This is a genomic window from Streptomyces sp. NPDC002403 (genome assembly GCF_053593015.1).
Genome location: NZ_JBSFBQ010000003.1, coordinates 1 through 25,635 on the forward strand (window position 1 = coordinate 1; position 25,635 = coordinate 25,635).

Consider the following 25,635-nt stretch of genomic DNA (forward strand, 5'->3'; position numbering starts at 1 on the left):
GGTCGACAACGGCGGCCATCCGGTCACCGGCCGCCCGGATGGTGCGCCGCCCCCGTCCCCACGGTGCGGCGCCGGCGGGTCGTCGTCATCCGCTCGGACGACGGCCCACGTCTGTCGGGACTAGTGCGCGGGCGCACTCAGTCCGAGCGAGGGAAGGACTGCGTCCTCCACGAACCGGGTGAGGTAGGCCTCGTCCGCGTTCTTCCCCTCCAGCAGCGGACGGGCGCGCATCACGCCCAGGAGCTGCGCGGAGACGAACTCCGCAGCCGGATTGTCCGGCCGGATCTCGCCGCGCTCCGCGCCGCGCCGGACCATGGCGTCGATCGCCGCCAGTGCCGGCATGATCAGCGCCTCGCGCAGCGCGCACAGCAGCTCGGGGCTCTGCAGCGCGGCATGGCTGAGTGCGTGCATCAGCGGGGTGTCGCGTCCCGAGCCCGCGCCGATCGACCGCGCGGCCTCGCGCAGGTCGTCCGCGAGGCTGCCGGTGTCGATGTGCGGGAGCAGGCCCTGCCGGGTGCCATGCAGTGCGGCCACCACCAGTTCGGGCTTGGAGCCCCACTGCCGGTAGAGCGTGGACTTGCCGCAGCGGGTCCGCGCGGCGACGCCCTCCATGGTGAGCGCCTCGTACCCGGACTCCCGCAGCATGTCGAGCACGGCCGCGTAGAACTCCTGGGCCCGCTCCGGCGTGATCTTCGAGCGGCGCGGCGTGTGTGCGGGTTCCTGCGCGACTTTCTGCGGCGACATGTGTCTTCCCTCCCGGCGAGCTGCGACGAGGTCCTTCGATACGCCAGTGTACCGATACGCGCGTGTACCGATACGTTGGCGTATCGGTACACTGGCGTATCGATACGGCATGGACTGGACCATGCCGCCGTAACACCGCTTCGTCAGCAAAGGGGCACCGGGTGATGTACGCCGGTAGCGAGCCAGCAGATCGGGAGCCGGACAGTTCTGCCCGACCGCCCCTCGTCCGCGAACTTCTTCTGGTCGTGGGTCTCTTCGTGATCTACAAGCTCGGCCGGCAGGCCGCGAACGGCCACGTGGACGAGGCGTACCGCAATGCCGGACACGTCTGGGACTTCGAACGCTCCGTGCACCTGCCCGGCGAGGGCGCCGTCCAGAACCTGCTGCTGCACAACGAGACGCTGGTCCACCTCGCGAACACCTATTACGCGACCGTGCACTTCCCGGCCACGCTGCTCTTCCTCGTGTGGCTCTACTGGCGCCGCCCGCGCCACTACGTCTGGTCGCGCCGCATCCTCGCCGCACTCACCGGCGCGGCGCTCGCCCTCCACCTGCTCTTCCCGCTCGCCCCGCCGCGGCTGCTGGACGCCGCCGGACTGGTCGACACCGGCCAGGTGTACGGGCCGACGGTCTACGGGGCGACTCCGGCGACCGACTCGATGGCGAACCAGTTCGCCGCGATGCCCTCGCTGCACTTCGGCTGGGCGGTGATGGTCGCCGTCGGGCTGATCGTCGCGACCCGGACGCGGTGGCGCTGGCTGTGGCTGCTGCACCCGCTCGTCACCCTGCTGGTGATAGTCGGCACGGCCAACCACTACTGGCTCGACTCGATCGTGGTCTCGGCGCTGCTCGCGGTGGCCTTCGCGGCACTGCGGCTGCCGCGCACGGAAGCGGTGCGGGCCCACCTCCCGTGGCCGTCCACGACGGGCGAACCCGCGCCGTCGGCCGTGCCGTACGCCGTCGAGCCCGCCGTCCCGGCCGCCTACGCCTCGACCGGGGCGCGGCGATGAACGCCACCGTGATCGCCGTCGCGCTGTCCCTGGTCTCCGCCGCCGCCTACGCCTCGGCCGCGGTGGCGCAGGCCCGGCTCGCCGGGCGGACCGAACCGGACGCCGGGGTGCTGCGGCTGCTCGGCCGGGGTGCCTGGTGGTCGGCGGTCGCACTGAACGCCGGTGGCGCGCTGCTGCATGTCGCGGCGCTCAAGTACGGCCCGCTCACCCTCGTCCAGCCGCTCGGCGCCCTCACCCTGGTCGCCGCCGTCCCGCTGGGCGCCAGGGCCGCCGGCCGCCGGGTCACCCGGATCGAATGGCGCGGCACGGTCCTCACCCTGCTCGGTCTCGGTGCCCTGCTGGTGACCGCGGGCGGTGCCGCCCCGCACGAAACGCTCAGCCTGCCCGAGGCCCTGGCCGTGGGGGCCGGGACCATGGCCGTCGTCGCCGGACTCAGCAGGCCGGGTGCACGCCCCGGCCTGCGGCACGCCGCCGCGTCCGGCATCACCTCCGGGGTCGCGTCCGCGCTCACCCAGACCCTGACCGTCTCCGTCACCGACCACACCGGTCCGCTGATCAGCTGGCGTCTGGTCGTCGTCGCGCTGCTGGTCTCCGCGTTCGCGATGAGCGGGCTGCTGCTCTCCCAGACCGCCTACCGGGGTGGACTGGGCGCACCACTGGCGGTCGTCACGCTCGCCAATCCGGTGGCCGCGGCGGCCATCGGCCTGGCCCTGCTCGGCGAACGCCTCCAGGGCGGGACGACCAGCCTGTTCCTGGCCCTGCTCGGAACGGTGGCGGCGGTACGGGGCGTGGTCCTGCTCAGCCGTGCCCAGGCGGAGAGCCCGGCCGCCGCAGGTCCGGTCACCGCCGGTCCGGCCGGGGACGAGCCGAAGCCCGACGGGGCCGGATCGCCGCCACGGGTCGTCATCGCCGGCCGGGGGCCGATGGACCGGGCGGTGTTGCGACCGGAACCGGTCCGGGCACCGGTGGGCGGTCCGTGACGCGCTGAAGCGGTGTCTGCCTGCCTGCCGGTGGTGTGGCGCGGGTACGTGACCTCCGCCCGCCCGACCGTCACGTACCCGAACAACCCGTCTACGGACCCGGCTTCTCCTCCGGGTCCAGCGCCCGCGTCAGCCAGCCGATCCAGAAGTTCTCCAGATCGATGCCGCCGCGCAGCACCAGGTGGCGCAGCCGGTCCTCCTCGGAGTCCCGCCCGGGCGGGAAGTCCCGCTCCTCGATCTCCAGATACTCCGCCAGCTGCCGGCGATGCAGCCCCAGGTGGCGGCGGAGCTCCGCATCCAGGCCAGGTGCCCCGACGACCGCCGCGGCCCGCATGCGCAGCAGCAGCGGATCCCGGACCTGCTTGGGGTCCTCGGAGCGGGCCACCCAGGCAGAGAGCGCCTCACGGCCCGCCGGCAGCACCTCGTACTCCTTCTTCTGCCCCCGGGCGGGCTGCTCCGACGGCAGCGCCCGGATCTGTCCGGCCTGCTCCAGTTTCCCCAGCTCCCGGTAGATCTGCTGGTGCGTGGCGGACCAGAAGTAGCCGATCGACCGGTCGAACCTGCGGGTCAGCTCCAGCCCCGACGACGGCTTCTCGAGCAGGGCGGTGAGAATCGCATGCGGGAGTGACATGAGGTGCATCCTATGGACGGCCGACCGCAGTCCCGTGGCGCAGGGGCGGGTCCCCGCGCCGCGGGACCGGTGCGTCACAGCGAGGCCGCGAGCTCCGTGCCCTGGCGGATCGCCCGCTTGGCATCCAGTTCGGCCGCCACGTCCGCGCCGCCGATCAGATGTGCCGTACGGCCCGCGGCGAGCAGCTCCTCGTACAGGTCGCGGCGCGGCTCCTGACCCGCGCAGACCACGATCGTGTCGACCGGCAGGACGCGCTGCTCGCCGTCGACCGTGAGGTGCAGGCCCTCGTCGTCGATCCGGTCGTAGGCGGCGCCCGCGATCGTGGTGACGCCGCGGTGGCGCAGCTCGGTGCGGTGGATCCAGCCGGTCGTCTTCCCCAGCCCCGCGCCGACCTTGCCGGTCCTGCGCTGGATCAGGTGGACGGTCCGGGGGGACTTGGCACGCTCCGGGGCGCGCAGGCCGCCCCGGCCGTGGTAGCCGGTGTCGACGCCCCACTGCCGGAAGAACACCTCGGGGTCGCGGCTCGCCCCGTCGCCCGGGTCGGTGAGGAACTCGGCGACGTCGAAGCCGATGCCGCCCGCCCCGATGACCGCGACCCGTTCGCCCACCGGAGCCCCGCCGCGCAGGACGTCGAGGTAGCCGACCACACTGGGGTGGTCCTGGCCCGGTATCCCGGGGGAGCGCGGGGTGACGCCGGTGGCGAGGACGACCTCGTCGAAGCCGTCGAGCGCGTCGGCCGTGACGCGCGTACCGAGTCGGAGCCCGACCTTCTCCTCCCGCAGCCGGGTACGGAAGTAGCGCAGCGTCTCGTCGAACTCCTCCTTGCCCGGGACCCGGCGCGCGACGTTCAGCTGGCCGCCGATCTGCTCGGCCGCGTCGAACAGCGTCACCTCGTGCCCGCGCTCGGACGCCGAGACGGCGCACGCGAGACCGGCGGGCCCGGCGCCCACGACGGCCACCCGCTTCGCGGTGCGGGTCGGCGACAGGGTGAGCTCGGTCTCGTGGCAGGCGCGCGGATTGACCAGGCAGGAGGTGACCTTGCCGCTGAAGATGTGGTCCAGGCAGGCCTGGTTGCAGCCGATGCAGGTGTTGATCGCGTCGGCGCGGCCCTCGGCCGCCTTGGCGACGAAGTAGGGGTCGGCGAGGAACGGCCGGGCCATCGAGACCATGTCCGCCCGGCCCGAGGCGAGGATCTCCTCGGCGACCTCGGGCGTGTTGATGCGGTTGCTCGTCACCAGCGGCACCGAGACGGCCCCGCGCACCTTCTCCGTGACCCAGGTGTAGGCGCCGCGCGGCACCGAGGTGGCGATGGTGGGGATACGGGCCTCGTGCCAGCCGATCCCGGTGTTGATGATCGTGGCCCCGGCCGACTCGATCTCACGGGCGAGCCGCACCACCTCCTCCAGCGAGGAGCCGCCCGGCACCAGGTCCAGCATCGACAGCCGGTAGATCAGGATGAAGTCGCTGCCGACCCGCTCACGGACCCTGCGCACGATCTCGACGGGGAACCGGATGCGGTTCTCGTACGAGCCGCCCCAGCGGTCGGTGCGGTGATTGGTGGCGGCGGCGATGAACTCGTTGATCAGGTAGCCCTCGGAGCCCATGATCTCGACGCCGTCGTACCCGGCGCGGCGCGCCAGCTCGGCCGCTCTCGCGAAGGCCTCGATGGTCTCCTCGACCTCGTCGTCGGTGAGGGCGTGCGGGGTGAAGGCGCTGATCGGAGCCTGGATCGCACTCGGCGCCACCAGACCGGGGTGGTGCGCGTACCGGCCGAAGTGCAGGATCTGCATGGCGATCCGGCCGCCCGCCGCGTGGACGGCGGCGGTGACCCGCGCGTGCTGCTCGGCCTCCGCCTCGGTGGTCATCCTGGCCCCGCCGGGGACGGAGCAGCCCCGGGCGTCGGGGGCGATGCCACCGGTGACCATGAGGCCGACGCCGCCCCGGGCGCGCTCCGCGTAGAAGGCGGCCATCCGCTCGAAACCGTGCTCGACCTCTTCGAGACCGATGTGCATCGAACCCATCAGCACCCGGTTGGGGAGCGTGGTGAACCCCAGGTCGAGCGGGCTCAGCAGATTCGGGTACGGGCTCATGCGGTGGCTCCTCGCGCAGTGTCGGTTGCGCCAGTTGTAGACCACCGGAACACCATTGTGCAACAAGTTGCACAATGGTGTGGGTCTCAGTGCCGCGTACCGGGCCGTCCCCCGAACGGCGTAGCACCAGGACCCGTCGGCGCCCTGCGCCACGGAAAGTGGAACCGCGGCATCCGTCCGATGTGGCGCGACCGCGCACGCGTGCGTACCGCGCCCATCCCCGAACCCCTGCGGAGACACCCATGGCCTGCCTCGACCGACGTGACCTCGGCCTGCTCGTCCTGCGCGTCGGCACCGGCGCGGTACTGGCCGCGCACGGCACCCAGAAGCTGGCCGGATGGTTCGGTGGCGGAGGCATCCAGGGGACCACCGCCGCGATGGAGGCGATGGGTTTCCACCCGCCGAAGCACAGCGCGGTCGCCGCCGGTCTCGGCGAGGCGGGCGGCGGGGTGCTGCTGGCCCTCGGCCTCGCCACCCCGGCGGCCGGCGCGGCCGCGGCCGGGGCGATGGCGGGCGCCGTCGCCGTCCACGCACCCGCCGGATTCTTCGCGCAGGGCGGCGGTTACGAGTACCCGGCGTTCCTCGGCTTCACCGCCGCGGCGATCGGCCTGACCGGGCCCGGCCGCTACTCCGTCGACCATGCCACCCGGCATGTCTTCAACCAGCCGTGGATGGTCGCCCTGGCCTTCGCGGGCAGTGCCGTCGCGGCGGCGGCCGTGGTCGGCAGACGCGCCAGGGGGCAGGTCGCGGTCGACCCCGACGCGACCTGACCGCCCGGCAGGACCGGGACCGGACGGCACCCCAGGGAGGGAGCCGCCCGGTCCCGGATCCGGCTCCCTCTCGCTACTTCCGGAAGGTCAGCGACGCGGCCGGGGAGGCGTTCCCGTACGCGTCGACGGCGACGACCCGTGCCACGTACCGGCCGCCGTTCACGGCACCCGGTACCGGGATGTCGAGGGTGTTCGGGCGGGGCATGAAGTAGTAGTCCGAGAGGACCTTGGACTTGACGACGGAGGCACCGGTCGCGGCATCGGTGATGCCGACCTCGTAGTGGTGGACCATCTGGTCGTCCTCGGCCTGCGCGATCCGCAGCGCCGTGCCGCCCTCGGCGTCACGGACCCGGGACAGCGGCCGGCGTGTGGTGAACCTCGGCGCCACCGTGTTGCGTGCGGCGTCCGTGTAGCGGAAGTCGCCCTTGATCTGCTCGCCCGTCGAACCCTTCAGCCGAACCGTCCAGGTGGAGCCGGCGAGGGTGCCCGCGCTGGCGTACGGCGGCTGCCAGTTCGCCGACCACTGGCCACCGGCGTAGATGTCGTGCTTGTCCGCGGCCATGTTGACCCGCGCTATCTCCGTACGGTTCTTGTAGACCTCGACGAACAGAGCCTGCGCGGTGGGCGACTCGAAACGGTCGGCGAGACCGTCCTCGGTGACCATCTGGTAGCCGTGGTCGACCTCGATGTACGACATCGAACCGTCGTTGACCGAGGTGAAGTCGCGCTGGTGGATCGAACGGTCGTCATTGATGTTCAGGTGCGAGTGGCCGGAGAACAGGATGGCCTGCGGGAAGGCGCTCAGATCCTCGGCGAGCCGCGGGTTGGAGGCCTGCTGGCCGTCCATCGTCGTCCCGGTGGTGGGCCGGTGCCCCTGCACCAGGACCGGCTTGCCCGCGTAGGACCTGTCGGAGGTGATCGCGGCGAGCCGCTCCTTGAGCCAGGCGCGCTGGGCCGTGTCGGAGTCGTACGTCTCGGTGTTGACCGTGAGGACGTGCAGGCCCTTCACCTCGGACTCGTAGTAGCCGCCGCCCGAGTCGGGGAACCAGGCCCTGGGGTATCCGGCCCGTATCGCGGCGAGGCTCGCGTCGTGGTTGCCGTTGGAGATCAGCAGCTTGGTGCCGGTCATGCCCTTGCGGGCGAGTTGGGTCCGGAAGATCTCGGAGACGATCCTGTGGTCGGGGCCCTTGCCGTCACCGTTGTCGTTGATCATGTCGCCGTTGGACAGGATCGCGTCGGGCTCGGGGAAGATCGACCCGATGGTGTTGAAGAAGCTCTCGTACTTCTTGTCGGCGCTCGCGTGGCTGCCGACATGCACATCGGACATGACGACGAGCCGGGCGAGCGGCTTCTCCCGCGACTTGATCAGATAGCCGTAGGACACCGGGACGCTGCTCCGCCCGCCTCGGAAGGCGACCGCGGTGACATTGGTGTCCTTCTTGATCCGCAGCGGACGGCCGGGGGAGTAGACGCGGCTGTCACGGGTCGGGGTCGTGCCGTCCAGCGTGTAGCGGACGGTGGTGCCGCGCTCGGCCCGGAACTTCAGTTCGACCGCGTGCTCGTACCGCCCGCCCGGCACGCTGACACCGGGTGCGGCCGGGGTGCGCGTGCCGGGGGAGTCGGCCTGCGCGGCGGCGGTCGGGGCGACGAGCGCGACGGACGTCGCGGCGATCACGAGAGGGGTGAGTCTCACGGGGGTCCCTGTTCTCCGGCCCGGGAAGTCCATGCCGGCTTCCCTGCCTGGTTGCATAACGGATGAATAACCGGTCTGAACCAGGGACGTTAGGTGCCGCGTGCCTGCCGACGGTGCGGTCCGGCCGACTTCCCGGTGAAGCGATCATGAACGTCTTGTGGGGATCGCCGGAGGCGGGCGCCGGAGGGGAGGACGCGCGGACGGGGCCGGGCGGGCCCCGTCCGGTGATGCTCAGCCCGGCAGCCTCCAGCGGCTGCCCTTCGCCGCCGCGACCAGCTCCGCCACCGTGCCGAACTTGACCCTCGGGCGTCCGCCGTCACGACCACGTGCCAGCTCGGCCCGGTCGATGGCCGCCAGCCCCTTGGCGTCGACGACATGGCGGCTGCGGCTGCGGGCGAGCCGAAGGAACGCCTTGGGCGCGGGCGCCGGTGCGGACAGGGCACCGGCGACGGCATCGTCCAGGAGCGTGCCGACGGTCTCGGCGGCGCAGGCGCGGTTGGCTCCGATGCCGCCCGAGGGCCCGCGCTTGATCCAGCCGACGACGTACGTCCCCGGCATCCCCCTCACCCGGCCACCCTCGTGCGGGACGGTGCCGGTCGATTCGTCGAAGGGGAGCCCCGCGACGGGAACGCCGCGGTAGCCGACCGCCCGCAGCAGCGTGCCGGCCGGAATGTCCAGCTCGCCCCGGCCCCCCGTCACACGCACGGCCCGTACGGTGTCGTCGCCGAGCACCTGGACGGGTGCGGAGTGGAAGCGCAGGACGATGCGCCGTCCCGGGGCGGGTGCGCGCGACCAGTCCGCCGTCTCGCGGGTCACGCCCCGCAGCAGGGCCGCCTTCTCGTCCGGGGCCGCGCCGTCGATCGCCCTGCCGGTCCGCGGGTCGTGGCCGTCGATGACGAGTTCCACGTCCGGCAGATGCTTGAGGGCGAGCAACTCGGAGGCGCTGTACGCCGCATGCTCCGGGCCGCGGCGGCCGAGCAGGACCACCTCGCGCACCTTCGAGGCACGCAGGGCGGCGAGCGCGTGATCCGCGATGTCCGTGCCGGCCAGGGTCGACGGGTCCGCGACGAGGATGCGGGCGACGTCGAGGGCGACATTCCCGTTTCCGGCCACGACCACCCGTTCCGAGGACAGGCCGACGGCGTCGGGTGCGACCTCCGGGTGGGAGTTGTACCAGGCCACGAACGCGGTCGCCGAGATGCTGCCCGTCAGTTCCTCGCCCGGGATGCCGATGCGGCGGTCGGTGGAGGCGCCCACCGCGTAGATCACCGCATCGTGGTGGGCGGCGAGTTCCGCCGCGGTGATGTCCTTGCCGATCTCCACTCCCAGGTGCATCCGTACCCGGGGGTGGGTGTGGAAGCGCGCGAAGGTGTCGCCGACCTTCTTGGTCGCGGGGTGGTCGGGGGCCACCCCGTACCGGACGAGTCCGCCGGCCACCGGCAGCCGGTCGACCAGTGTCACCTCGGCGTTGGTGTGCAGCAGCAGGTCCTCGGCGGCGTACATGCCCGCCGGGCCCGTACCGACGACCGCGACGCGGATCGGCGCGAAGTCGGACGGCAGGCTGCGCTCGAACGACGGCGCGTCCCAGCGGTGGAAGTTGGGGCCCCCGACACCCTGTCCGGGCCCCTGCCCGGGTTCCTCTCCGGCCCCCTGCCCGGGTTCCTGCCCCGGCCTCTGCCCGGCGAAGTACGCCGCGTTGATCGCGGCGTACTCCTGCTGTGCGGCGGGCAGGGCATCCACCGGGAATATGGCGTCCACCGGGCACGCGTCGGCACAGGCACCGCAGTCGATACAGGACCCCGGGTCGACGTACAGCATCTCCGTGCTGCCGAACTCCCGCTCCTGCGGCGTCGGATGGATGCAGTTGACAGGGCACACGGCGACGCAGGTGGCATCGGTGCAGCAGGTCTGGGTGATGGCGTAGGTCATCTCGTCAGCTCGGGTCGCTCGGCTCGGATCAGATCAGGTTGGCGCGCTTGTAAAGAGCCAGCGCGGGCTTGGTGAGGAGGCGGGCCGAGGCCAGGAACTCCATCAGCCCCGAACAGCTCGACCGCATGAGGGACTTGTGGTGCTCGTTCGCACCTGCCTCGGCGAGCGCGCGCCGGGTGTCGAGCCCGGCGTTCGCGTAGACCTGCCGGTTCACCATGCTGGTGACGATGAAATAGGACGCGACGGCGATCACGAACGCGTTGAGCTGCCGGCGCAGGGGGCCCGCGTCCCGCAGCCGCCTGCGGGTCTCGTCGCGGGCGAACTTCATGTGCCGTGACTCCTCGACGACATGAATGTTGTTGATGGTACGTACGAACGGCGCGACCCGTTCGTCCCGCATCCAGTCCCGCTGCATGACGTCGAGCACTTCCTCGGCGACCAGGATCGCCGCGTACGCCGCCTCGCCGAAGGCGAGAGTCTTGAACGCCCGGCCCAGCTCGACCACCGCGCGGCGCGGCCGATAGGCCGGGGCGCCCAGCTTCGCCGCCCCGCGGGCGAACATGATGGAGTGCCGGCACTCGTCGGCTATCTCCGTGAGGGCCCACTGGAACCGCGGGTCGGTCGCGTCCGTCGTGTAGATGTCGCGCAGCACCATCTGCTGCAGGATCATCTCGAACCAGATGCCGGTGCTGGCCACCGAAGCGGCCTCCTGCCGGGTCAGCTCCTTGCGCTGCTCATCGCTCAACTCGTTCCAGTACGCCGTGCCGTAGAGCGTGCTCCACTCCGGGCTCGCACCGTGGAAGTCCTTGTCCAGCGGGGTGTCCCAGTCCACCTCGGTGACGGGGTCGTACGAGAGCTTCGCCGAAGAGTCGAGCAGGCGCCGGGCGACGTCCTGCTCGTCGAGCCGGTCCCGGTCCTCCGGTCGAACGGTGCTGCTTGCCATGGTGCGGCTCCTCGAATCGACAGATCGACTCCATGCCGGCCGACCGCGACCCCATCTCGTGCCGCTCGATGGGATCCAGGGCTGCCGAGCGCCTCCATCGCTTGTTAGACGCCACGTCTAGCAAGCTGTTAGACGGAACGTATAGCAAGAGTGCCGTGCGGGCCTACCCCTCGTGGCGAATCCGCTGGGTCGATCTTCGGAACGCGGGACCGCCGGGGCTCCGTGGCCGCCCCCGGTTCGCGCGCGGTGACCACCGTGCTGTACTGGTCCCTCATCCGCCCCGCCCGTCACCGGAGGCCGCCCGTGGCACGGCTCCACGTCCGTACCGGCATCAACCCCGACGAGCCCGACGCGCCCGTCGTGACGCTCCGCGTCGACCCGGACGGCTCACCCGGTGAGCGTGTCGTCGCCCGGCTCGGTGACCACTGCTACGAGGGCGACGGTGTGCTGTTCCTGTCGCAGACCGACGGCTGGGCCGAACACACCCTCGACGGCCGCCGCCTGACGGTCGACATCGCCGTGTACCCCGCCCCGCTGGCACGGGCGGGCGCGGACCTCGCCGCGTTCCCCGGCCGCTCGTCCGCGGACCCGGAGGCGGTGCTGGTCCTGCGGGCGGAGACCGAGGCGGACCCGGAGCTGTACGCACGGGCGGCGCCCGCGACCGCGGTGTTCACCGGGGCCCCGGACCGCGCACTCCACGGCCGGCCGATGCTGCTGGCGCCCCCGCCCGAGGGGTGAGGAGGCCGCCGGACGCGGGGTCCGGGAGGCCGCCGCTGATCCATGGCCGCCGGATTGATCAACGGCCCCGGAGCTTCTAGGTTCATGAACCGATCCTTGTTCGACAGCTGTTGGGGGCTCACGGTGGCCGAAGTATTCCTGTTTCATCACGCCCAGGGCCTGACCCCCGGTGTGACCGCCTTCGCGGACGCCCTGCGCGGCGAGGGGCACACCGTGCACACCCCCGACCTGTACGACGGGCACACCTTCGACACCCTGGACGGGGGACTGGCGTACGCGGAGAGGACCGGCTTCGACGAGTTGCTCGACCGCGGCGTCCGGGCGGTGGCGGACTCGACGGAGGCGCTGGTCTACATCGGGTTCTCGCTCGGCGTGCTGCCCGCCCAGAAACTGGCGCAGACCCGGGCCGGCGCCCGCGGCGCCGTGTTCGTCCACTCGTGCGTGCCGACTTCCGCCTTCGGGGCGTGGCCTTCGGGGCTCCCGGTCCGTGTCCATGCCATGGAGGCGGACCGCCTCTTCACCGACGAGGGCGACGCGGATGCCGCCCGCGCCCTGGCCGACGAGGCCCCCGACGCCGAGCTGCACCTCTATCCAGGCGATCAGCACCTGTTCGCCGACGACTCGCTGCCGTCCTACGACGCCGAGGCCGCCGCCCTGCTGCTCGACCGCACGCTGCGCTTCCTCGGCTCCCTGGATGCAGGCCACCGGGACGCCTGAGACGGATGGTGGGCCCGGTCGGGGTGTTCGGTCATCAGTCATGCCCGGATCCCGCCGGCCTCTGCCGCACCGCATGGCAGCGAAAGCGGATGTCACGCACCGGGCGACGGCGTAACATGCCACTCGGCTAACTGGCCATTACTTGTCAGATGGTGCGGTCACTGCTCCGGGAGGGCTTGATGGTTGCCGACACGGTGAGGACCTGGGTGGCGGGCTGGGCCGCGTCCCGGCGGACACCTCCTCCGGCCGAGAAGCCCTGGGGGTTCTACATCGCGGTGAGCGACAGTCCCGTGGAAGTGGGGCGCCATGTCCTGCCCGAGACCCGCGAATCCCTGGTCCGCGGCGCCGCTGCCTCGGTGACCACCCCACGGACGTGGATGAAGATGCCCGCGGAGCCGGAGACGATCGAGCCCTGGCTGCCTCGGGGATGGGTCGTGGCCTGGGAGGAGACCGGGCATCTGATGGCCGTGGACCTGATGGCCACGAACCCGGTCGCGCCCGAGGGATACACCACGACCCTGGAGTCCGGCGGAGGAGTCATCCGCGTCCGGGTCCTGGACGCGGCGGGCCGACAGGCGGCCAAGGGGCAGATGGCGGTCCTCGGGGACGAGGTGGTCGTGGACCGGGTGGTGACCGAGGAGACCCATCGACGGCGCGGGCTGGGCGGCTTCGTGATGCGTACGCTGGCCGACCGCGCGCTGGAAGAGGGCGCGGTCCTCGGTGTCCTCGGGGCGACCGACGCCGGACGCGCGCTCTACGAGACGCTGGGCTGGAAGAAGCACGCGACGCTCGCGGAGTGCGTCTACCGGCCCTGAAGCCAGGGGGCAGCCGTGGAAGAGGGGCGGTACGGGGCTGGGCGCACCGCCGTCGTTCTGCACAAGCGCAGGAAACGGGCCTGACGTCAGGAGCGGTTCGCCGGCGCGCCACGTTCAGAGGCAGGATCCAGCACCTGGATGTCGCCGGGTTCAGGAACCATGGGGCGGATGTCGGGGCCGCCGTCCCGAGCCGGGAGTCGTCCACGTACCGGCGCGGGCCATGAGCAGTGGCTGGAAGAAGCTGGTTTCCTGCGGCATCCGCCACTCGGGGTCGGCGAACCCGGCCTCGGCCGCAAGGCCGGCCAGCCGGTCCCGGCCCAGTGCCCAGTAGGTGGTACGGCGGACACGGACGCGCCATTCTCCTTCTGCCGGCAGGAGTTGGAAGTGTTCCAGGTCGTAGTGTTCGCCGTCGTCGTGCCAGTGCCAGAGCTGGAAGGTGACGGTCCGGTCTTCGCCGTCGGCGCGGTCCTCGCTCCTGTGGACCTGCGGAGTAGTCGAGGCCGGCCGCTCGCGCAGCAGGTCGTCGTACGGGCGTGTGCTGACCAGCAGCAGGCCGTCGGGACGCAGAACGCGGCGCATCTCGGCCAGGGCGGCGCGAGTGTCCTGCTCGGTGAGCAGGTGAGGCAGCGCGTTGTCGGCGCAGACGACCACGTCGAACCGACCGTCAGGGAACGGGAGATGCCGCATGTCGGCGGCGGCCGTGCGCAGTCTCAGGTCCCGGCGGGCGGCCTCACGGGCGGCGCGGGCGACGGCGCGGAGGCTGAGGTCGGTACCGGTGACCCGATGCCCGTGCAGCGCCAGGCCGATGGCCTGCGTGCCGATCCCGCAGGAGCAGTCGAGGACCGCCGCGCGGTCCTGGTCGATCAGGGCGTTCAGGGCGTCCCCCTGCCGGCGGATGCTCATATCCCAGTCCGAGTAGATCAGGTGGTAGTCGTCGGCCAGTTCGTCGTAGAAGCGCGCCACCGATGTCTCGTGCATGGCTGAGCCTAACGCGCCTGATGCCCCGGAGGCGCTGGTCAGCCCTCGCCCTCATCCGGGCCCGGAGCCCCCGCCGGCCAGGGCACCCTGCCGAAGGCCCACCGACAGCCGAGCGCGGTCACGGCCGGGCCCGGAGGAGGAGGGCTGCGACGTGGAGTGCCGCTAGGCAGGGGCAGAGGCAATGGACGGTGAGAGCGGGCCGGCCATCAGCGGGTCCCTGGACCGCTACGACGCGGTGGCGGAGGCGTTCCTGACCGGGATGGAACGCACACACGACGCGGGCGCGACCTGTCCAGGACCGCGTCGGTGGCGTCGTTCTTCGTCTCGCGGGTGGATACCGAGATCGACCGGCGGCTTGACCGGTTGGGCGGCGTCCGGCCCGCCGCGCTGCACGGGCGCGCGCGGCATACGACGCCACTCGGTACGTCGTGCACCTGGTCGCCCCGGGCGTGGTCAGCACCATGCCGGAGGCGAAACTGAACGCTGCCACCGAGCACGGCGTGGTTCCGGTCGGCAGTATCCGAGACACCTATGGCGAAGTGTACAAAAGCTGGAGAAACTCGCCGTCCTCGGCGTCGATTACACCGACGTCGTGCAGGTGCTGGAGAACGAGGACATGGAGAAGTTGACGCCAGCTGGAATGGGTTGGTTGAGAAACTCGCGCCCAGCCCGCACATATCTGACAGCGGCCGGCCCCAAGGCACAGACCGCAGCAGAGAGAAGGCGAGATGGCGCAATCCAACGTTCGTGATCGTCGGGGCGAGCCTGGCCGGAGCCGAGGCCGCTGAAGCGCTACGCGGGAACGGATTGGACGGCCGGATCCTGTTCATCGGGGACGAGCCGGACCCACTGCATGAGCGTCCGCCGCTGTCCAAGGGCTACCTCATGGGCGAGCAGGACCGCGAAACGATCTTCGTCCACCCGTCGCAGTGGTATGCCGATCACGGCATCGATCTGTGGCTGAACACCATCTTCACGGCCATCGACCGCGATCGGAAGGCGGTCACCGTCTCCGGTGGCAAGACGATCGGCTACGACAAGCTGCTGCTGGCCACCGGCGCCTCCCCGCACCGCCTGGCCGTACCGGATGCGGACCTCGACATCGACGCAGTGGATTCGAGTTCGATCGCGTGGCTACGCGCTACTGGTCCGCTCAGCGGCACCACCCGGTCCCATACCCGATGCAAGCCGCCGAGTCCCCGGTTCACAAGACCGGGGGTGGTCGGATCGACAGGCGATCGCGGCTCCGGCGCGCATGACGCCACCGGTGCGGGCGTCGGCTGACGGCAGCAGGTCTTCGGTCGGGTCGAAGTCCAGTGTTTGTCCGTCTTTGACTGCGGTCCATTACGGACACCGCGAAAACTCTCCTGACTCCAGGCGTACTGCTACCCGCCGTCACGGTGAAACAACGAAGACTTCGCTGTGGGATTCGATTTGCTGAATGGAATCCACTGTCCGCTCACCTAAAGTGACCCACCGGGTTACACCCCTTTAAATACCCCCCTGGGGGCGTAACCCGGTTGCCTATCTGCCTGAAACAGGCCGATCGCGGATCGGTCTTGGATCACACCCGCCCGTGCGGCAGGGAATGCGTAAAGGGAACGATGGTCATGAATGCGAACTCCTCTGTGCTGGTCCGGCGGTCGCGCAGATGCCTGGCCGCTGTCGCCGTTGCCGGAGCACTGGGACTGCTCAGTGCGTGCGGCGGATCAACACAAACCAAACCATCGGGCGCACTGAGTCCCGGCACTGGCCAGACCCTGCCTGGGACGCCCGGTGCCTCCGGAACAGGCGGTACGGTCAGCCCGCCACCAAGCACGCCCTCGACCTCACCTACCGCCGGCCAATCGTCCGCCCCGGCGGCCGCCAACGCGGTGACGATCAAGAACTTTGCGTTCTCCCCGGCCAAACTGACGGTCAAGGCGGGCACGAAGGTGACCTGGACCAACACCGACCCCGACACTCACACCGTCACCAGCAAACAAGGATCGGGCGGCCCGCTGAAGTCGGCAGGTCTGGCCACCAACGACACCTACAGCTACACCTTCACCAAACCCGGCACCTACGCCTACTACTGCACCATCCACCCGTTCATGACCGCCACCGTGGAGGTGACCCCATGACCGAACCCACACACAACTCCAGCGGCGACGGCGAGCACGGCATGTCCCGCCGTCAGCTCATGCGGCACTCCGCCTGGTTCGGTGGCGCCGTCATCCTGACAGTCACCGGGGGAGAGGTGATCAGCCATATCCCCGGTTCGACGGACCCCACCCCGGCGGGCAGCGCAGACCTGCGATTCGTGCAGGTCTCCGACAGCCACATCGGCTTCCGTGGCCCGCCCAACATGAATGTCACCGGAACGTTCACGGCAGCGCTCAACCAGATCAACTCGCTGGGATTCCGCCCCGACTTCGTCATGCACAGCGGCGACCTGACACACCTTTCCACCCCCGCCCAATTCGACCAGGTCAAGCAGATGCTGTCGCAGCTGCGCACCGACCGGATCTTCACCGTGCCGGGCGAGCACGACTCGATCGGAGACAACGGACGCGCATACCGACAAACCTTCGCCAAAAACACCCTGGGCGACGGCTGGTACAGCTTCGACACCCACGGTGTGCACTTCATCGCGCTGGTCAACACTTTGCACCTTGAGCAACTCGGCCACCTGGGCAGCGATCAGATCGACTTCGTCCGCAAGGACATCGCCGGCCTGTCATCGGACACCCCGATCGTCGTCTTCAGTCACATCCCGCTGTTCGCGATGTATCCGAAGTGGGGCTGGGGCACCGACGATGCCGTGCAGGTGCTGTCGATGCTGCGCCGTTTCTCCTCGGTCACGTGCCTCAACGGGCACGTCCACCAGTTGTTCACCAAGACCGAGGGCAACATCACCTTCCACTCGGCCGCCCCCACCTGCTACCCGTTTCCCAAACCCGGCCACGGCCCCGGCCCCATTCCGCAGGTGCTGCCCGCCGGACGCCTCAAGGACGCACTCGGCATCCGCACCGTCAACTACCGGCAAGGAAGCCACGCACTGGCGGTCAAGGACGAGAAACTCACCTGACCCCCCTGTAGCCTGCCTGCCATCGCACCGCGCTTGGTGCTCGCCGCCGCGCTCGCGGGTAGCGGATACATCCACGCCCAGCTTTACATCGATGGATACCACTTCATCCACGTCATCGGCCCGTTGTTCCTGCTGCAGGCCGGTGCCGCCTTCGCAGTTGCCGCCCTTCTCCTGCTGGCGGCACCCCTGCTACACCCAATCGCCGCTGCCGCCGCAATCGCCATCGGCGCGCTCGCCGGGTTCGCCACACCCCGCACCACCGGGTTGTTCGGGTTCACCGAAAGCGGCCTGCCGCCCGCCCCGCAAGCGCTGCTCAGCCTCATCGCCGAGACGCTCACCCTGCTGACCCGGGCACCTACGACTCTACGAACACGGCCCCCTCCTTCACCTGGGTCGGCATGTCGCTCTCACCGGCCGTTCGGCCCAACCGCCCTCCTTGATCCGCGTACCTGCTGGCGCGCCGACTCGACCCGGACGTGACTCTTCGGACGTACTGGTGAGATCGGCCCGCAACGCCTGGAGGACCCGTTGAGAAACCCTCGCCTCGCGACCGGCTCGGTCGCCGCTGACGCCATGCGTGCCACGGTGCACAACGGTTGCTCCGGCGGCAGGGGGACGACGATCGGCGTGAGCCCGCAGCCCGCACCGGCGGCGGTCACATCCGCCCGCACCGATCCTCGCTCTGTCTCCGGGCCGTCGGTCCGTACCACCGGCACTCCCAGCGCCGCGCTCGGCACCACGTGGTGTGCCGTCCAGCACCAGGGCGGCAAAACCGTGAGCGGGGGCGGCTGATCACGTGAACGGCCTCGCTCACCCTGCCAACCACAGACGGCGCTACGGCGTCCTGTGGATGCTCCTGCCCGTGGCGGTCATGGCCGGCCTCTACTGGTACGGCCGGGTACACACCCCCGCCTACGAGAACAGCCTCTTCGGGCAGCGCGGCAACGACGCCCAACTACTCAAGGCCCAACTCGGCTCCGCACTGCTGGGCCTGGCGCTGATTCAGCTATTTCTCGCCCTCTGGATGTACGGTCGCCTGCCCGCACTGGGAACCGCACCGCACCGGGTCAACACGACGCACCGCCTCATCGGTCTGACCGCCTTCCTTCTCTCCCTCCCCATCGCTCAGCACTGCATCACCACCTACGGCGTCCAGCTGACCGACACCCGCGTGGCGCTGCACTCGCTCACCGGCTGCTTCCTCTACGGGGCCTTCGTCGCCAAGGTCATCGTGGTCCGCCACCGCCACTGGCCCAGTTGGGCACTCCCTCTGGCTGGAGGCACCCTCGTCACCGCGATCGCCCTGATCTGGTACGCCGCCCCCTTCTGGTACCTGAACGGCTTCCAGGCACCCGGCCTATGATGCAGAGCGCGAGACCGCGAGACGCCTCTCCCGGCGGTGAACGGCGGCCCCGGCGGTCAACGGAGGCCCCGGCCGGACCGACAACATCGCGGTAAGCGACACACTGACCAGTGACGCCATGTACTTGGGCGGTGCCTGTCAGTTCGGGCGAGGTCAGGCAAGGCCGGGGAGACAGCCGGGCTCAGCTGCCGAGGCTTCGCCAGGACTTTGACCGAGGGATCTCGTTCTGGTCTGCGAAGGTCTGGAAGGCGGTCGGTGGTCTCGGGCGCGGCGGAGGTACGCGGCAACATGATGGTGGCGACCAAGTCCGGCACCAGCACGCCTTCCAACAGGGTCAGTGGTGACGGCACATGGCCGGGTGGGCGGTGAACGTGGCGATCGCCTCAAAGGTCATCGGCGATGGCAGGATCACACTGCAGGGGCCGGGAGCAGGAATCGGACCACCTTCACGCTGGACGCGGGCCAGTCCGTCCGTCACCGTCGTCTCGGCGATCGAGGGCGGCAAGCGGAGTGCGACGGTCAATAGACGAGCGATCGACATGGCCCTGGCGAAGGTGGCGTCACTATCCGACGCCCACGCCCTGGCATCGATGCAAAAGGCCCACCGAGCCTGCTGGAAGCAGTACTGGCCTGAGGCCCAGCGGCGCTCGGCGTCCGCGCAGAACCTCAACTGGGTTGAGGCGCCCTCGAACGCTACCTGACGATCCGTCAGTAGATTCGGCAAGTGGTCAGCATGAGCCCTGAAGAGGCTGGGGAACGCTGTCCGGACATGCGACTCGATGTAGGGTGGGAAATCAGCCCTTGACCTGCAAAAACGCAGGCAGGGAGCCTAGGTTCGGGAGTACCTCGACGCTGCGTACCATGTTCAAGTCCAAGATCTAGCGTTTGGGTGTTTCCGCAGGTCAGAGCCATGATCGCCACCCCGGGGTCAGCAAACGGTCAGCATCGGGCTGGACGGTGTCCGGCTTGCTGACCTGTACACGCGGTGGTGGTACAGGCGTCAAGCGTCGCTGAGCTGTGTAAAACGTTTCCACGTGTAGTTCGTTGGAGTTGTCGGCCCGGGAATGGTCCGGGTCTTGTCCTCGGCGAGACGAGCCTGGTCATCTGTCGACGCCGCACCACTCAGCTCGTGGACTGCTCCAAGCGGATGTGTTGGCCCGCTCCGTCTACGGCTCGGTGGGCATCTGCGGGCTGCGGAGCACGAGCAGGGTGATCTCGCTGGGGGCGAAGACGCGGAACGGCGGGCCCCAGAAGCCGGTGCCACGGCTGGTGTAGAGGAGGGTGCGGGGGCCGTGGTGGCTGAGGCCGGCGAGGGCGGGCTGGTCGATGCGGACCAGGTGGTGGAAGGGCCAGATCTGGCCGCCGTGGGTGTGGCCGGAGAGTTGGAGGTCGATGCCTGCGGCTGCCGCCCGGTCGACGAACTTGGGCTGGTGGGCCAGGAGCAGGACGGGCAGGTCCGGGTCGGCGCCGTTCAAGGCTCCAGCGAGGTGGGCGCGGTGGCCTGCCAGGCCGGAGGACTCGGCGGTGACGTCGTCCACGCCGGCGACCACGAGGGTGTCGCCTCCGCGTTCGAGCAGCAGATGGCGGTTGCGCAGCGGTTCCCAGCCCAGCTCGTCCATCAGGTCGACCCAGCCCTGGGCCTCGCTGTAGTACTCGTGGTTGCCGGTGACGTAGACCCGGGCCCGGGTGGCCCGCACGGTACCGAGCGGGGCGGCCTGGGCGCGGCGGCGTTCGGCGGTGCCGTCCGCGATGTCGCCGGTGTGGCAGACCAGGTCGGCTTCCAGGGCGTTGACCGTCTCGCACACCCGTGCCGACCAGCGGGCGCGATCGAGCGGGCCGTAGTGGGTGTCGGTGATGAGAGCGACGCGGGTGCCGTCCAACCCGGCTCCCAGTCGCGGGAGGTGCACGTCGAGTCGGCGCACGCGCGGCACGCGGCGGGCCTCGGCGTGCCCCCAGGCCAGGAGCACGGCGGTCACGCCGAGGACGGCCCACGTGACGGTGCGGGCCCGGTCCTGACTCCCGCCGACGCCGGCCACGGTCAGGGCGAGGCGCAGCAGGACGCCGAGCAGAACGGACCACGTGAACAGGATCCAACTGGTGCCGAGCAGGGTGTCACCGATGATCGCGGCCCGGTCCTGCTGGCGCCGGCCGTGGCCGCGCACCATCGCGAGCGGCATACCGAGGAGGCCGAGGGCGCACAGGGCGGTGCCGGCCAGCGTGACGGGCAGCGGCCAGTGCTGGCCGCTGTGCAGGAGCACCCAGCAGGGCACGGCCCACAGCAGGACCGGGGCGATCAGGGGGACGTAGCGCATCAGGCGGTGCAGCCGACTCTGCCGCGGCGCTCGCGCTTCACCCTCGGCGGGCCGGGCGTTGCTGGTGGCGGTCACGCTTCCCCTCCCTGACCAGACTGCCGTCCCGCGCACTGTATCCGGTCGCCCCCGGGCCGACCGGACCGGCGTTCATGGGCGCGGTCGCTTGGGGCGAAGGGGTCTCTGCGGGATGGCAAGACTCCGCCGTAGGCACCTCCCTCGGCATGAGCCGGATCAGGGTACTACGGCCTTCCTCAGCCCGTACTGCTGCCAGTGGAGCGTGCCCCGGGATTGCGGCTGCTCCAATGGTGGCGGTGGTGGCGAACGTGGTCGAGGTTGATGTAGTGCTACTGGCGGCGTTTGAGTTCGGCTTGCAGGCGGCCCGTCACGGTGTCGACGGCTGCGAGGTCGTCGGTTAGGACGTACGCACCGGCGTCGAAGAGGACGTGGCAGTTCGGGCAGAGGCACAGCAGGTTCTCCGTGAGATCGGGTCCCCCGTGCTCTCTTGCCCGGATATGAGCAGCTTCGCTGTAGCGGTGGCGGGGCGAGGGGAGGAACAGGGTAGTGGCACATATCTGGTAGGAGTTCTGGTACCACTGCTTGAGCTTGCGGACGGCATTCTCGCTGTTCTGCGCACGACTCGTATCGGTGCCGCCGCTGGGAGCGTGCCGTGCTCTCGCCCGAGGAGGCCATCGAGTACGTGAGCGCGTCACTGGAGGGTGATGCACCCGCCCGCCTCGTGGCCGTCGCCACCAAGGAACTCGTAGAGCCTCTGAACTTGGTGTTGGGGGTGAAGACCGTTCTGAGCGGGGCGGCGATCCAGGCCGGTCAGAGGCCCGAGGGATGACTGGAAAGCCAGTCGGCATGCCGATCGCGCATCTGGTCCCGCTCGTCGGGTGTGGCAAGGAAGACGTCAGCGCCACCGTCGTAGGGGTGGTGGATGCGCTGCATGCGGGTGTCGGTGATGAGGATTCCCGCCACCTTGTCATCGGCGGTATCTCGGAGCAAGTTGTCGATGCAGCCGCGCTGCCAGGGCCGGCGGGCGGCAAAGAGGTGGCAGTACGTGCGGAACTCAGGGTCAGGATCGTCCTCCACCAGCAGGCTCTGCCAATACCCCGTGACGGGTTCCACTGACGAAACCTCGGCTTCGGTCGCCCAAAGCGGAGTGATGACATACACGTCCACACCAGCGAACAACTCATCGAGGACGGTGTTGTAACGCTCCAGGACGACGGCGTAATCGCTCTCGTCCTCCGCATACCGCTTCGACTCCGGCAGGCTGTGAAAACGTACCCAGACATCCCGATATGGGTTGCGGAGCTTGTACCCGACCGGAGGACAACCGGGCCAACGCTGCTGCCACAGCTCCGTCAGATCTGTCTGCCCGTTTCCAGACACCCGCCGCACTCGTCCTCTCGCATGTGAACCTGCCGACGACCATGATGTCGGGGCTCACCCACGAGAGAAACCGACTTCTTCAGCCGTCGCTTCGTTGGCTGCTGATGTAGCCGGTCCAGTCGCGCTTGGCCAGGGTGGCCCACCGGGTTGCGTTGCTCACGCTGGGGCCTGTGATTTCAGCGAGGATTGACGCAGGAACGTTGGCGGCCAGGGCGAGGCGGGCGGTGTTGCGACCGGCGAGTCCTCTGAGGTTGTGCTTGCGGAGTTGACGGGCAATCGACTGCGGCACATCGGACGAGCCGGATTGTGGCCCGGGAAGAGCCACGGGGTTGTGCTGGCGGAGCGATTGTTCTCCCGGGCCGCTTCCGCTTCCCCCTGGGCGCCGCTGGACGAGGGTCAAAATGCGGGCCGGCAGGTCCATGTGGTGGTCGTTCGAGATGCAGGCGAACCGTGCTTCCGTTCAGCGAGACATCCTCGGTGGTGAGCCGGAGGATCTTGCTGATCTGCAGGCTGCGGATGAGGACGAGGCTGCCGACTACTCGCGCGGAAAGCAGGATGGTCTCGTGTTGTCAGCGGCGTCGGAGCTGCTGCAGGCGCTCGTCGTCCTCGATGAAGACGCTGGGCTGTTCTACCCGGCTTCTGGGCACATTCAGACGCCGAGCAAGCTTGTGGCGATGTGCCCACTGCAGGAACTGGCCGATGTCTCGGCGATGTTGCTTGTCCTGGCACAGGCAGCGGTCAAGCGCCGGCTGGTTGAGGTCGGCCAAGGCGATGCCTTCGCCATCCAGCCGGGCCAGCAGTTCGAGCGGGGCGCTGGTTGAGGGAGCGCGCCTCGACCTCGGCGGGCCGCCACTGCCAGGGGTACTGGTTCGAGAACTGCGCCAGCCGTCTCTTCCCGTAACTGTCGCCGGGTGAGCAGGCCGGGGGAGCGTGCGCCAAGCGGCTCCCCTTCAGCTGCTCACGGAACAGAGCCGGCGGCCATACGCTGCTGTGTCATGCGGGAGACGCGCCTCGACGCAACTCGGATCCGGACGGCTCGCCAGGTAATCGACCCGGTTTTCCTCGACACGCCGCTGTACCGCTGCGAGGCGCTGGAACCTGGCCTCGGGTGCAGGGTGAGTATCAAACTCGAAACGGCGAATCCTGTCCGCAGCTTCAAGGCCCGAGGCACCGAGGTGGTCGCGAGCCTGCTTGCCGACATTGGCCCGCGAGCCGTGGTGTGCGCCAGCGCGGGCAACCTTGGTCAAGCTCTTGCCTGGTCCGGTCGTGGCCGGGGGCTCGACGTCACCGTCGTGGCATCCCGCTTTGCGACTGCGGCCAAGCTTGATCGCATCCGCGCGTTGGACGCCAGGTTGGAACTGGTGGACGGCGACCACGAGATGGCGCGCGAGCGTGCTGCGGCCATCGCGCTGTGCGACGGCATCCGGCTGCTCGAAGACAGCCTGGACATCGAGACCTGCGAGGGTGCGGCAACCATCGGCCTGGAACTGGTGGACACCGCGACATCGTTCGACACTGTCCTGATTGCCCTCGGCGGCGGGGCGCTGGCCACGGGGGTAGGTCATGTGGTGAAAGCCTTGGCGCCGGAAGTCGAGGTGATCTGCGTCCAGCCGCTGGGCGCACCGGCGATGACACACTCGTGGCACAGGCGGCGCGTTGTCACCACCGACTCGACTGACACCATCGCTGACGGCGTCGCCGGCCGGCGTCCCATTCCGGCCGTCCTGGACGACCTCCTCCTGGTCGCCGACGACGCCGTCCTGGTCCAGGAGGCATCGATCATCGCCGGTATGCGGATGCTTCTCGACCACGCCGGCCTCGTCGTCGAACCGTCGGCCGCGCTCGGCATCGCGGCGATCCTCGAAGACCGTGACCGTTTCGCCGGCCGACACGTGGTCACCATCGTGTGCGGCAGCAACGTCGATGTGGATGCCTACCGCCGCTGGGTCGGCGTGGCTCCCGGCCACAGGTCTTGACGAGCGCTCGAAGTGTCTCTCGGAGAGTGCTGGCCACACCCTCTTCACCCGTACGGACCACTCAATGCCTTTCAGGACAGGTGAAATCGACTGTACGGCCTTCTGGCGGCCTGCCAGGCATTCGGATGCGTCCCAGCCCCTTGCCAGCAGGCTGCCAGAGCCGCCTTTCTGCCGGTCGGTTTTGACCAGAAATGTGAATCCCCGTCGATTTCGTCGAATCTGGTCGGCTCGAACGGGCGAGCCGTACCCGTTCTGAGGGGCACTGAGGAAGTTGGTGATGTCTGGGATGACCCGCCAGTCATCCCAGGTCGTCCCAGGCCCACAATGGGGCTGGACCGTGTCCCTGTAGCCGCGGCACTTCCTCGCCCTCGTACGGGTGAATGAGGGCGCGTTCGGCGAACAGTGCTTGCGCCGCCTCGTAGCCGCGCGGCCCGTAGCAGACCAGATCGATGCCGGAGCGGGCGTTGCAGGCGCCGACCAGGAAGGACCCGGTCACGCCGATGACCTCCGCGGCGTTGGCCGCGCCAGTTCACGACGGCGAGCAGGTCCTCGCTGACTGCCGTTTGGTCCAGGAGGCTGGGGGCCTGGTGCGGTGCGGCGAGGGCCTGGCGGCAGGAGTGGTGGGTGACGATGTCCTCGCGGGGCACGCCGGTGATGACGCACCCCACGGCGGGGGAGTAGATGTAGCACTCGGGCCGGTCGGCGAGGATCCCGAACGCTTTGGACACAAGGCTGTTCTGCCGGTACGTCCGGCCGAACAGCATCCGGTCGCCGCGGGTGTCCGGATAGTACTTGACGTACCCCTGGAAGTGCGTGCCGGGGTGGACATTGCCGATGACTTTGGAGATCACCCCGGCGCCGTCCAAGAGGTAGTCGCGGTCACGGATGGTTGCCAGCGCTGTGCCCAGAGGCGAACTCTTCGAGGCCGGGGAAGCGGGCGGTATCAACTGTCCCGGTTCGCTCATATTTCTCAAGTCCCTTCGTGAAGAGATGACGGCGGTACTGCCACTTCAGGTGCTTGTCCGTACGGGAAGGGTCGTCCGGCCGCATCGGGGCGAGGAAGAACAGGGCCTTGACGAGCAGGTATGCGCCCAGGTTCTGGCTGACCGGCTGTCCGGTGGTGTTCAGGTTCGCGTAGTCCAACGCGGCGAGGTAGCGGTGTCGCTGGCCGGGACTGGCGAGGTAGCCCTTGTTGCCGCCTTTGAAGGCGATGATCTCCAGGGCCGCGAGGACGTCGTATCCGAGTGGGACCAGGCCGTGGTGCTGCCAGTCGATGACTCCGGCCGGCAGGACGTTGGGCAGGCCGTAGTCGAGGTGGCCCCGCCCCAAAGGAACCGCGGCAAGGAGGCCCAGCGCGTGATTGAGCGCGGCGTGCGTCCGGGTGTTGTCCAGGTCGGGGTTCTCCTGGAAGACGTTCTGGGTGAACTCGGCGCTGTCCAGCCACTTCCGCAGTGTGCCGGGCGTGGGCTGGACAAGGTGGG

The 25,635-nt window shown here is 69.6% G+C and carries 28 protein-coding genes; 14 read left to right on the top strand and 14 right to left on the bottom strand.

The features are described from left to right. Positions 1-120: 120 nt before the first annotated feature. A complete protein-coding gene (locus ACWCPY_RS04470) occupies positions 121-744 on the bottom strand; it encodes a TetR/AcrR family transcriptional regulator (protein WP_451262826.1) in 624 nt (207 codons plus the stop codon). A 161-nt stretch (positions 745-905) separates the two neighbouring features. Between ACWCPY_RS04470 and ACWCPY_RS04475 the strand changes: the two genes are divergently transcribed. Both ACWCPY_RS04475 and ACWCPY_RS04480 read left to right on the top strand, forming a co-directional pair. Further along, the gene (locus tag ACWCPY_RS04475) at positions 906-1,754 is read left to right on the top strand and encodes a phosphatase PAP2 family protein (RefSeq protein WP_451262827.1); all 849 of its coding nucleotides are present in this window, start codon (positions 906-908) and stop codon (positions 1,752-1,754) included. Further along, positions 1,751-2,734: a DMT family transporter gene (locus tag ACWCPY_RS04480; protein WP_451262828.1), complete on the top strand. Its 984-nt coding sequence runs from the start codon at positions 1,751-1,753 to the stop codon at positions 2,732-2,734. Before ACWCPY_RS04475 ends, ACWCPY_RS04480 begins: the two co-directional genes overlap by 4 nt. A 91-nt stretch (positions 2,735-2,825) precedes the next feature. Here the strand turns inward: ACWCPY_RS04480 and ACWCPY_RS04485 are convergent, their stop codons facing one another. Then, the gene (locus ACWCPY_RS04485) at positions 2,826-3,365 is read right to left on the bottom strand and encodes a PadR family transcriptional regulator (RefSeq protein WP_451262830.1); all 540 of its coding nucleotides are present in this window, start codon (positions 3,363-3,365) and stop codon (positions 2,826-2,828) included. Positions 3,366-3,439: 74 nt separating this feature from the next. Further along, complete coding sequence (locus ACWCPY_RS04490; protein WP_451262831.1) at positions 3,440-5,455, bottom strand: FAD-dependent oxidoreductase; 2,016 nt, start codon at positions 5,453-5,455, stop codon at positions 3,440-3,442. A gap of 242 nt (positions 5,456-5,697) precedes the next feature. Between ACWCPY_RS04490 and ACWCPY_RS04495 the strand changes: the two genes are divergently transcribed. Next, positions 5,698-6,225 carry a DoxX family protein gene (locus tag ACWCPY_RS04495; RefSeq protein WP_403774356.1) on the top strand — a complete coding sequence of 176 codons (528 nt, stop codon included), beginning with the start codon at positions 5,698-5,700 and terminating at the stop codon, positions 6,223-6,225. 73 nt (positions 6,226-6,298) lie between these two features. On the opposite strand, the gene ACWCPY_RS04500 is transcribed toward ACWCPY_RS04495, so the two are convergent. The 3 genes from ACWCPY_RS04500 to ACWCPY_RS04510 form a co-directional block, all read right to left on the bottom strand. Beyond that, positions 6,299-7,918 (bottom strand): chitobiase/beta-hexosaminidase C-terminal domain-containing protein, encoded by a 1,620-nt coding sequence (locus ACWCPY_RS04500; protein ID WP_451262832.1) that lies wholly within the window; start codon positions 7,916-7,918, stop codon positions 6,299-6,301. Positions 7,919-8,149: 231 nt separating this feature from the next. After that, entirely contained in the window at positions 8,150-9,847 is a 1,698-nt protein-coding gene (locus ACWCPY_RS04505; RefSeq protein WP_451262833.1) for an FAD-dependent oxidoreductase, read from the bottom strand. 28 nt (positions 9,848-9,875) lie between these two features. Continuing rightward, complete coding sequence (locus ACWCPY_RS04510; protein WP_451262834.1) at positions 9,876-10,790, bottom strand: AurF N-oxygenase family protein; 915 nt, start codon at positions 10,788-10,790, stop codon at positions 9,876-9,878. A gap of 303 nt (positions 10,791-11,093) precedes the next feature. On the opposite strand from ACWCPY_RS04510, the gene ACWCPY_RS04515 reads away from it, so the two are divergent. From ACWCPY_RS04515 to ACWCPY_RS04525, 3 genes are all read left to right on the top strand, one after another. Then, positions 11,094-11,528: a hypothetical protein gene (locus ACWCPY_RS04515; RefSeq protein WP_451262835.1), complete on the top strand. Its 435-nt coding sequence runs from the start codon at positions 11,094-11,096 to the stop codon at positions 11,526-11,528. Between the two features lie 123 nt (positions 11,529-11,651). After that, positions 11,652-12,245, top strand: a complete 594-nt coding sequence (locus tag ACWCPY_RS04520) for a dienelactone hydrolase family protein (protein ID WP_451263185.1) — start codon at positions 11,652-11,654, stop codon at positions 12,243-12,245. A 179-nt stretch (positions 12,246-12,424) separates the two neighbouring features. Continuing rightward, the gene (locus tag ACWCPY_RS04525; protein ID WP_451262836.1) at positions 12,425-13,060 is read left to right on the top strand and encodes a GNAT family N-acetyltransferase; all 636 of its coding nucleotides are present in this window, start codon (positions 12,425-12,427) and stop codon (positions 13,058-13,060) included. A 150-nt stretch (positions 13,061-13,210) separates the two neighbouring features. On the opposite strand, the gene ACWCPY_RS04530 is transcribed toward ACWCPY_RS04525, so the two are convergent. Beyond that, positions 13,211-14,038: a class I SAM-dependent methyltransferase gene (locus ACWCPY_RS04530; RefSeq protein WP_451262838.1), complete on the bottom strand. Its 828-nt coding sequence runs from the start codon at positions 14,036-14,038 to the stop codon at positions 13,211-13,213. 747 nt (positions 14,039-14,785) lie between these two features. Here ACWCPY_RS04530 and ACWCPY_RS04535 point away from each other — a divergent pair. From ACWCPY_RS04535 to ACWCPY_RS04555, 5 genes are all read left to right on the top strand, one after another. Beyond that, positions 14,786-15,322 (top strand): FAD-dependent oxidoreductase, encoded by a 537-nt coding sequence (locus ACWCPY_RS04535; protein ID WP_451262839.1) that lies wholly within the window; start codon positions 14,786-14,788, stop codon positions 15,320-15,322. A 590-nt stretch (positions 15,323-15,912) separates the two neighbouring features. Next, positions 15,913-16,161: a cupredoxin domain-containing protein gene (locus ACWCPY_RS04540; RefSeq protein WP_370740797.1), complete on the top strand. Its 249-nt coding sequence runs from the start codon at positions 15,913-15,915 to the stop codon at positions 16,159-16,161. After that, positions 16,158-17,108 carry a metallophosphoesterase family protein gene (locus ACWCPY_RS04545; RefSeq protein ID WP_451262840.1) on the top strand — a complete coding sequence of 317 codons (951 nt, stop codon included), beginning with the start codon at positions 16,158-16,160 and terminating at the stop codon, positions 17,106-17,108. Before ACWCPY_RS04540 ends, ACWCPY_RS04545 begins: the two co-directional genes overlap by 4 nt. Positions 17,109-17,144: 36 nt before the next feature. Then, entirely contained in the window at positions 17,145-17,588 is a 444-nt protein-coding gene (locus tag ACWCPY_RS04550; RefSeq protein WP_451263186.1) for a hypothetical protein, read from the top strand. 316 nt (positions 17,589-17,904) lie between these two features. After that, complete coding sequence (locus ACWCPY_RS04555) at positions 17,905-18,471, top strand: DUF6529 family protein (protein WP_451262841.1); 567 nt, start codon at positions 17,905-17,907, stop codon at positions 18,469-18,471. Positions 18,472-18,805: 334 nt separating this feature from the next. Here ACWCPY_RS04555 and ACWCPY_RS04560 read toward each other — a convergent pair whose 3' ends face one another. The 3 genes from ACWCPY_RS04560 to ACWCPY_RS04570 all read right to left on the bottom strand — a co-directional run bounded on the left by ACWCPY_RS04560 (position 18,806) and on the right by ACWCPY_RS04570 (position 21,508). Continuing rightward, complete coding sequence (locus ACWCPY_RS04560) at positions 18,806-19,195, bottom strand: hypothetical protein (protein WP_451262842.1); 390 nt, start codon at positions 19,193-19,195, stop codon at positions 18,806-18,808. Between the two features lie 442 nt (positions 19,196-19,637). After that, the gene (locus ACWCPY_RS04565; RefSeq protein WP_451262843.1) at positions 19,638-20,858 is read right to left on the bottom strand and encodes a metallophosphoesterase; all 1,221 of its coding nucleotides are present in this window, start codon (positions 20,856-20,858) and stop codon (positions 19,638-19,640) included. 269 nt (positions 20,859-21,127) lie between these two features. Beyond that, positions 21,128-21,508 (bottom strand): HNH endonuclease, encoded by a 381-nt coding sequence (locus ACWCPY_RS04570; RefSeq protein ID WP_451262844.1) that lies wholly within the window; start codon positions 21,506-21,508, stop codon positions 21,128-21,130. Here ACWCPY_RS04570 and ACWCPY_RS04575 point away from each other — a divergent pair. Continuing rightward, positions 21,451-21,627: a hypothetical protein gene (locus ACWCPY_RS04575; protein WP_451263196.1), complete on the top strand. Its 177-nt coding sequence runs from the start codon at positions 21,451-21,453 to the stop codon at positions 21,625-21,627. The genes ACWCPY_RS04570 and ACWCPY_RS04575 overlap by 58 nt on opposite strands. Here the strand turns inward: ACWCPY_RS04575 and ACWCPY_RS04580 are convergent. Together ACWCPY_RS04580 and ACWCPY_RS04585 are read right to left on the bottom strand one after the other, a co-directional pair. After that, positions 21,609-22,178 (bottom strand): DUF3885 domain-containing protein, encoded by a 570-nt coding sequence (locus ACWCPY_RS04580; protein ID WP_451262845.1) that lies wholly within the window; start codon positions 22,176-22,178, stop codon positions 21,609-21,611. The genes ACWCPY_RS04575 and ACWCPY_RS04580 overlap by 19 nt on opposite strands. 79 nt (positions 22,179-22,257) lie before the next feature. Continuing rightward, entirely contained in the window at positions 22,258-22,599 is a 342-nt protein-coding gene (locus ACWCPY_RS04585; RefSeq protein WP_451262846.1) for a hypothetical protein, read from the bottom strand. A gap of 16 nt (positions 22,600-22,615) precedes the next feature. Between ACWCPY_RS04585 and ACWCPY_RS04590 the strand changes: the two genes are divergently transcribed. Further along, on the top strand, positions 22,616-22,999 hold the full coding sequence (locus tag ACWCPY_RS04590) for a hypothetical protein (protein ID WP_451262847.1): 384 nt from the start codon (positions 22,616-22,618) through the stop codon (positions 22,997-22,999). A gap of 174 nt (positions 23,000-23,173) precedes the next feature. Beyond that, complete coding sequence (locus ACWCPY_RS04595) at positions 23,174-24,154, top strand: threonine ammonia-lyase (RefSeq protein ID WP_451262848.1); 981 nt, start codon at positions 23,174-23,176, stop codon at positions 24,152-24,154. A 298-nt stretch (positions 24,155-24,452) separates the two neighbouring features. Here ACWCPY_RS04595 and ACWCPY_RS04600 read toward each other — a convergent pair whose 3' ends face one another. Together ACWCPY_RS04600 and ACWCPY_RS04605 are read right to left on the bottom strand one after the other, a co-directional pair. After that, positions 24,453-24,650, bottom strand: coding sequence for a hypothetical protein (locus ACWCPY_RS04600; protein WP_451262849.1), 198 nt, complete (start codon positions 24,648-24,650; stop codon positions 24,453-24,455). A 383-nt stretch (positions 24,651-25,033) separates the two neighbouring features. Then, positions 25,034-25,483, bottom strand: coding sequence for a hypothetical protein (locus ACWCPY_RS04605; protein ID WP_451262850.1), 450 nt, complete (start codon positions 25,481-25,483; stop codon positions 25,034-25,036). Between the last annotated feature and the right edge of the window lie 152 nt (positions 25,484-25,635).

What these genes read in the sequence shown, in the direction of transcription:
- ACWCPY_RS04595 (WP_451262848.1), top strand. Translation starts at nt 23,174, where the DNA reads ATGCGGGAGACGCGCCTCGACGCAACTCGGATCCGGACGGCTCGCCAG.
- ACWCPY_RS04485 (WP_451262830.1), bottom strand. Translation starts at nt 3,365, where the DNA reads ATGTCACTCCCGCATGCGATTCTCACCGCCCTGCTCGAGAAGCCGTCG.
- ACWCPY_RS04505 (WP_451262833.1), bottom strand. Translation starts at nt 9,847, where the DNA reads ATGACCTACGCCATCACCCAGACCTGCTGCACCGATGCCACCTGCGTC.
- ACWCPY_RS04490 (WP_451262831.1), bottom strand. Translation starts at nt 5,455, where the DNA reads ATGAGCCCGTACCCGAATCTGCTGAGCCCGCTCGACCTGGGGTTCACC.
- ACWCPY_RS04530 (WP_451262838.1), bottom strand. Translation starts at nt 14,038, where the DNA reads ATGCACGAGACATCGGTGGCGCGCTTCTACGACGAACTGGCCGACGAC.
- ACWCPY_RS04590 (WP_451262847.1), top strand. Translation starts at nt 22,616, where the DNA reads ATGCAGGCGAACCGTGCTTCCGTTCAGCGAGACATCCTCGGTGGTGAG.
- ACWCPY_RS04585 (WP_451262846.1), bottom strand. Translation starts at nt 22,599, where the DNA reads ATGGACCTGCCGGCCCGCATTTTGACCCTCGTCCAGCGGCGCCCAGGG.
- ACWCPY_RS04510 (WP_451262834.1), bottom strand. Translation starts at nt 10,790, where the DNA reads ATGGCAAGCAGCACCGTTCGACCGGAGGACCGGGACCGGCTCGACGAG.
- ACWCPY_RS04545 (WP_451262840.1), top strand. Translation starts at nt 16,158, where the DNA reads ATGACCGAACCCACACACAACTCCAGCGGCGACGGCGAGCACGGCATG.
- ACWCPY_RS04470 (WP_451262826.1), bottom strand. Translation starts at nt 744, where the DNA reads ATGTCGCCGCAGAAAGTCGCGCAGGAACCCGCACACACGCCGCGCCGC.
- ACWCPY_RS04495 (WP_403774356.1), top strand. Translation starts at nt 5,698, where the DNA reads ATGGCCTGCCTCGACCGACGTGACCTCGGCCTGCTCGTCCTGCGCGTC.
- ACWCPY_RS04480 (WP_451262828.1), top strand. Translation starts at nt 1,751, where the DNA reads ATGAACGCCACCGTGATCGCCGTCGCGCTGTCCCTGGTCTCCGCCGCC.
- ACWCPY_RS04525 (WP_451262836.1), top strand. Translation starts at nt 12,425, where the DNA reads ATGGTTGCCGACACGGTGAGGACCTGGGTGGCGGGCTGGGCCGCGTCC.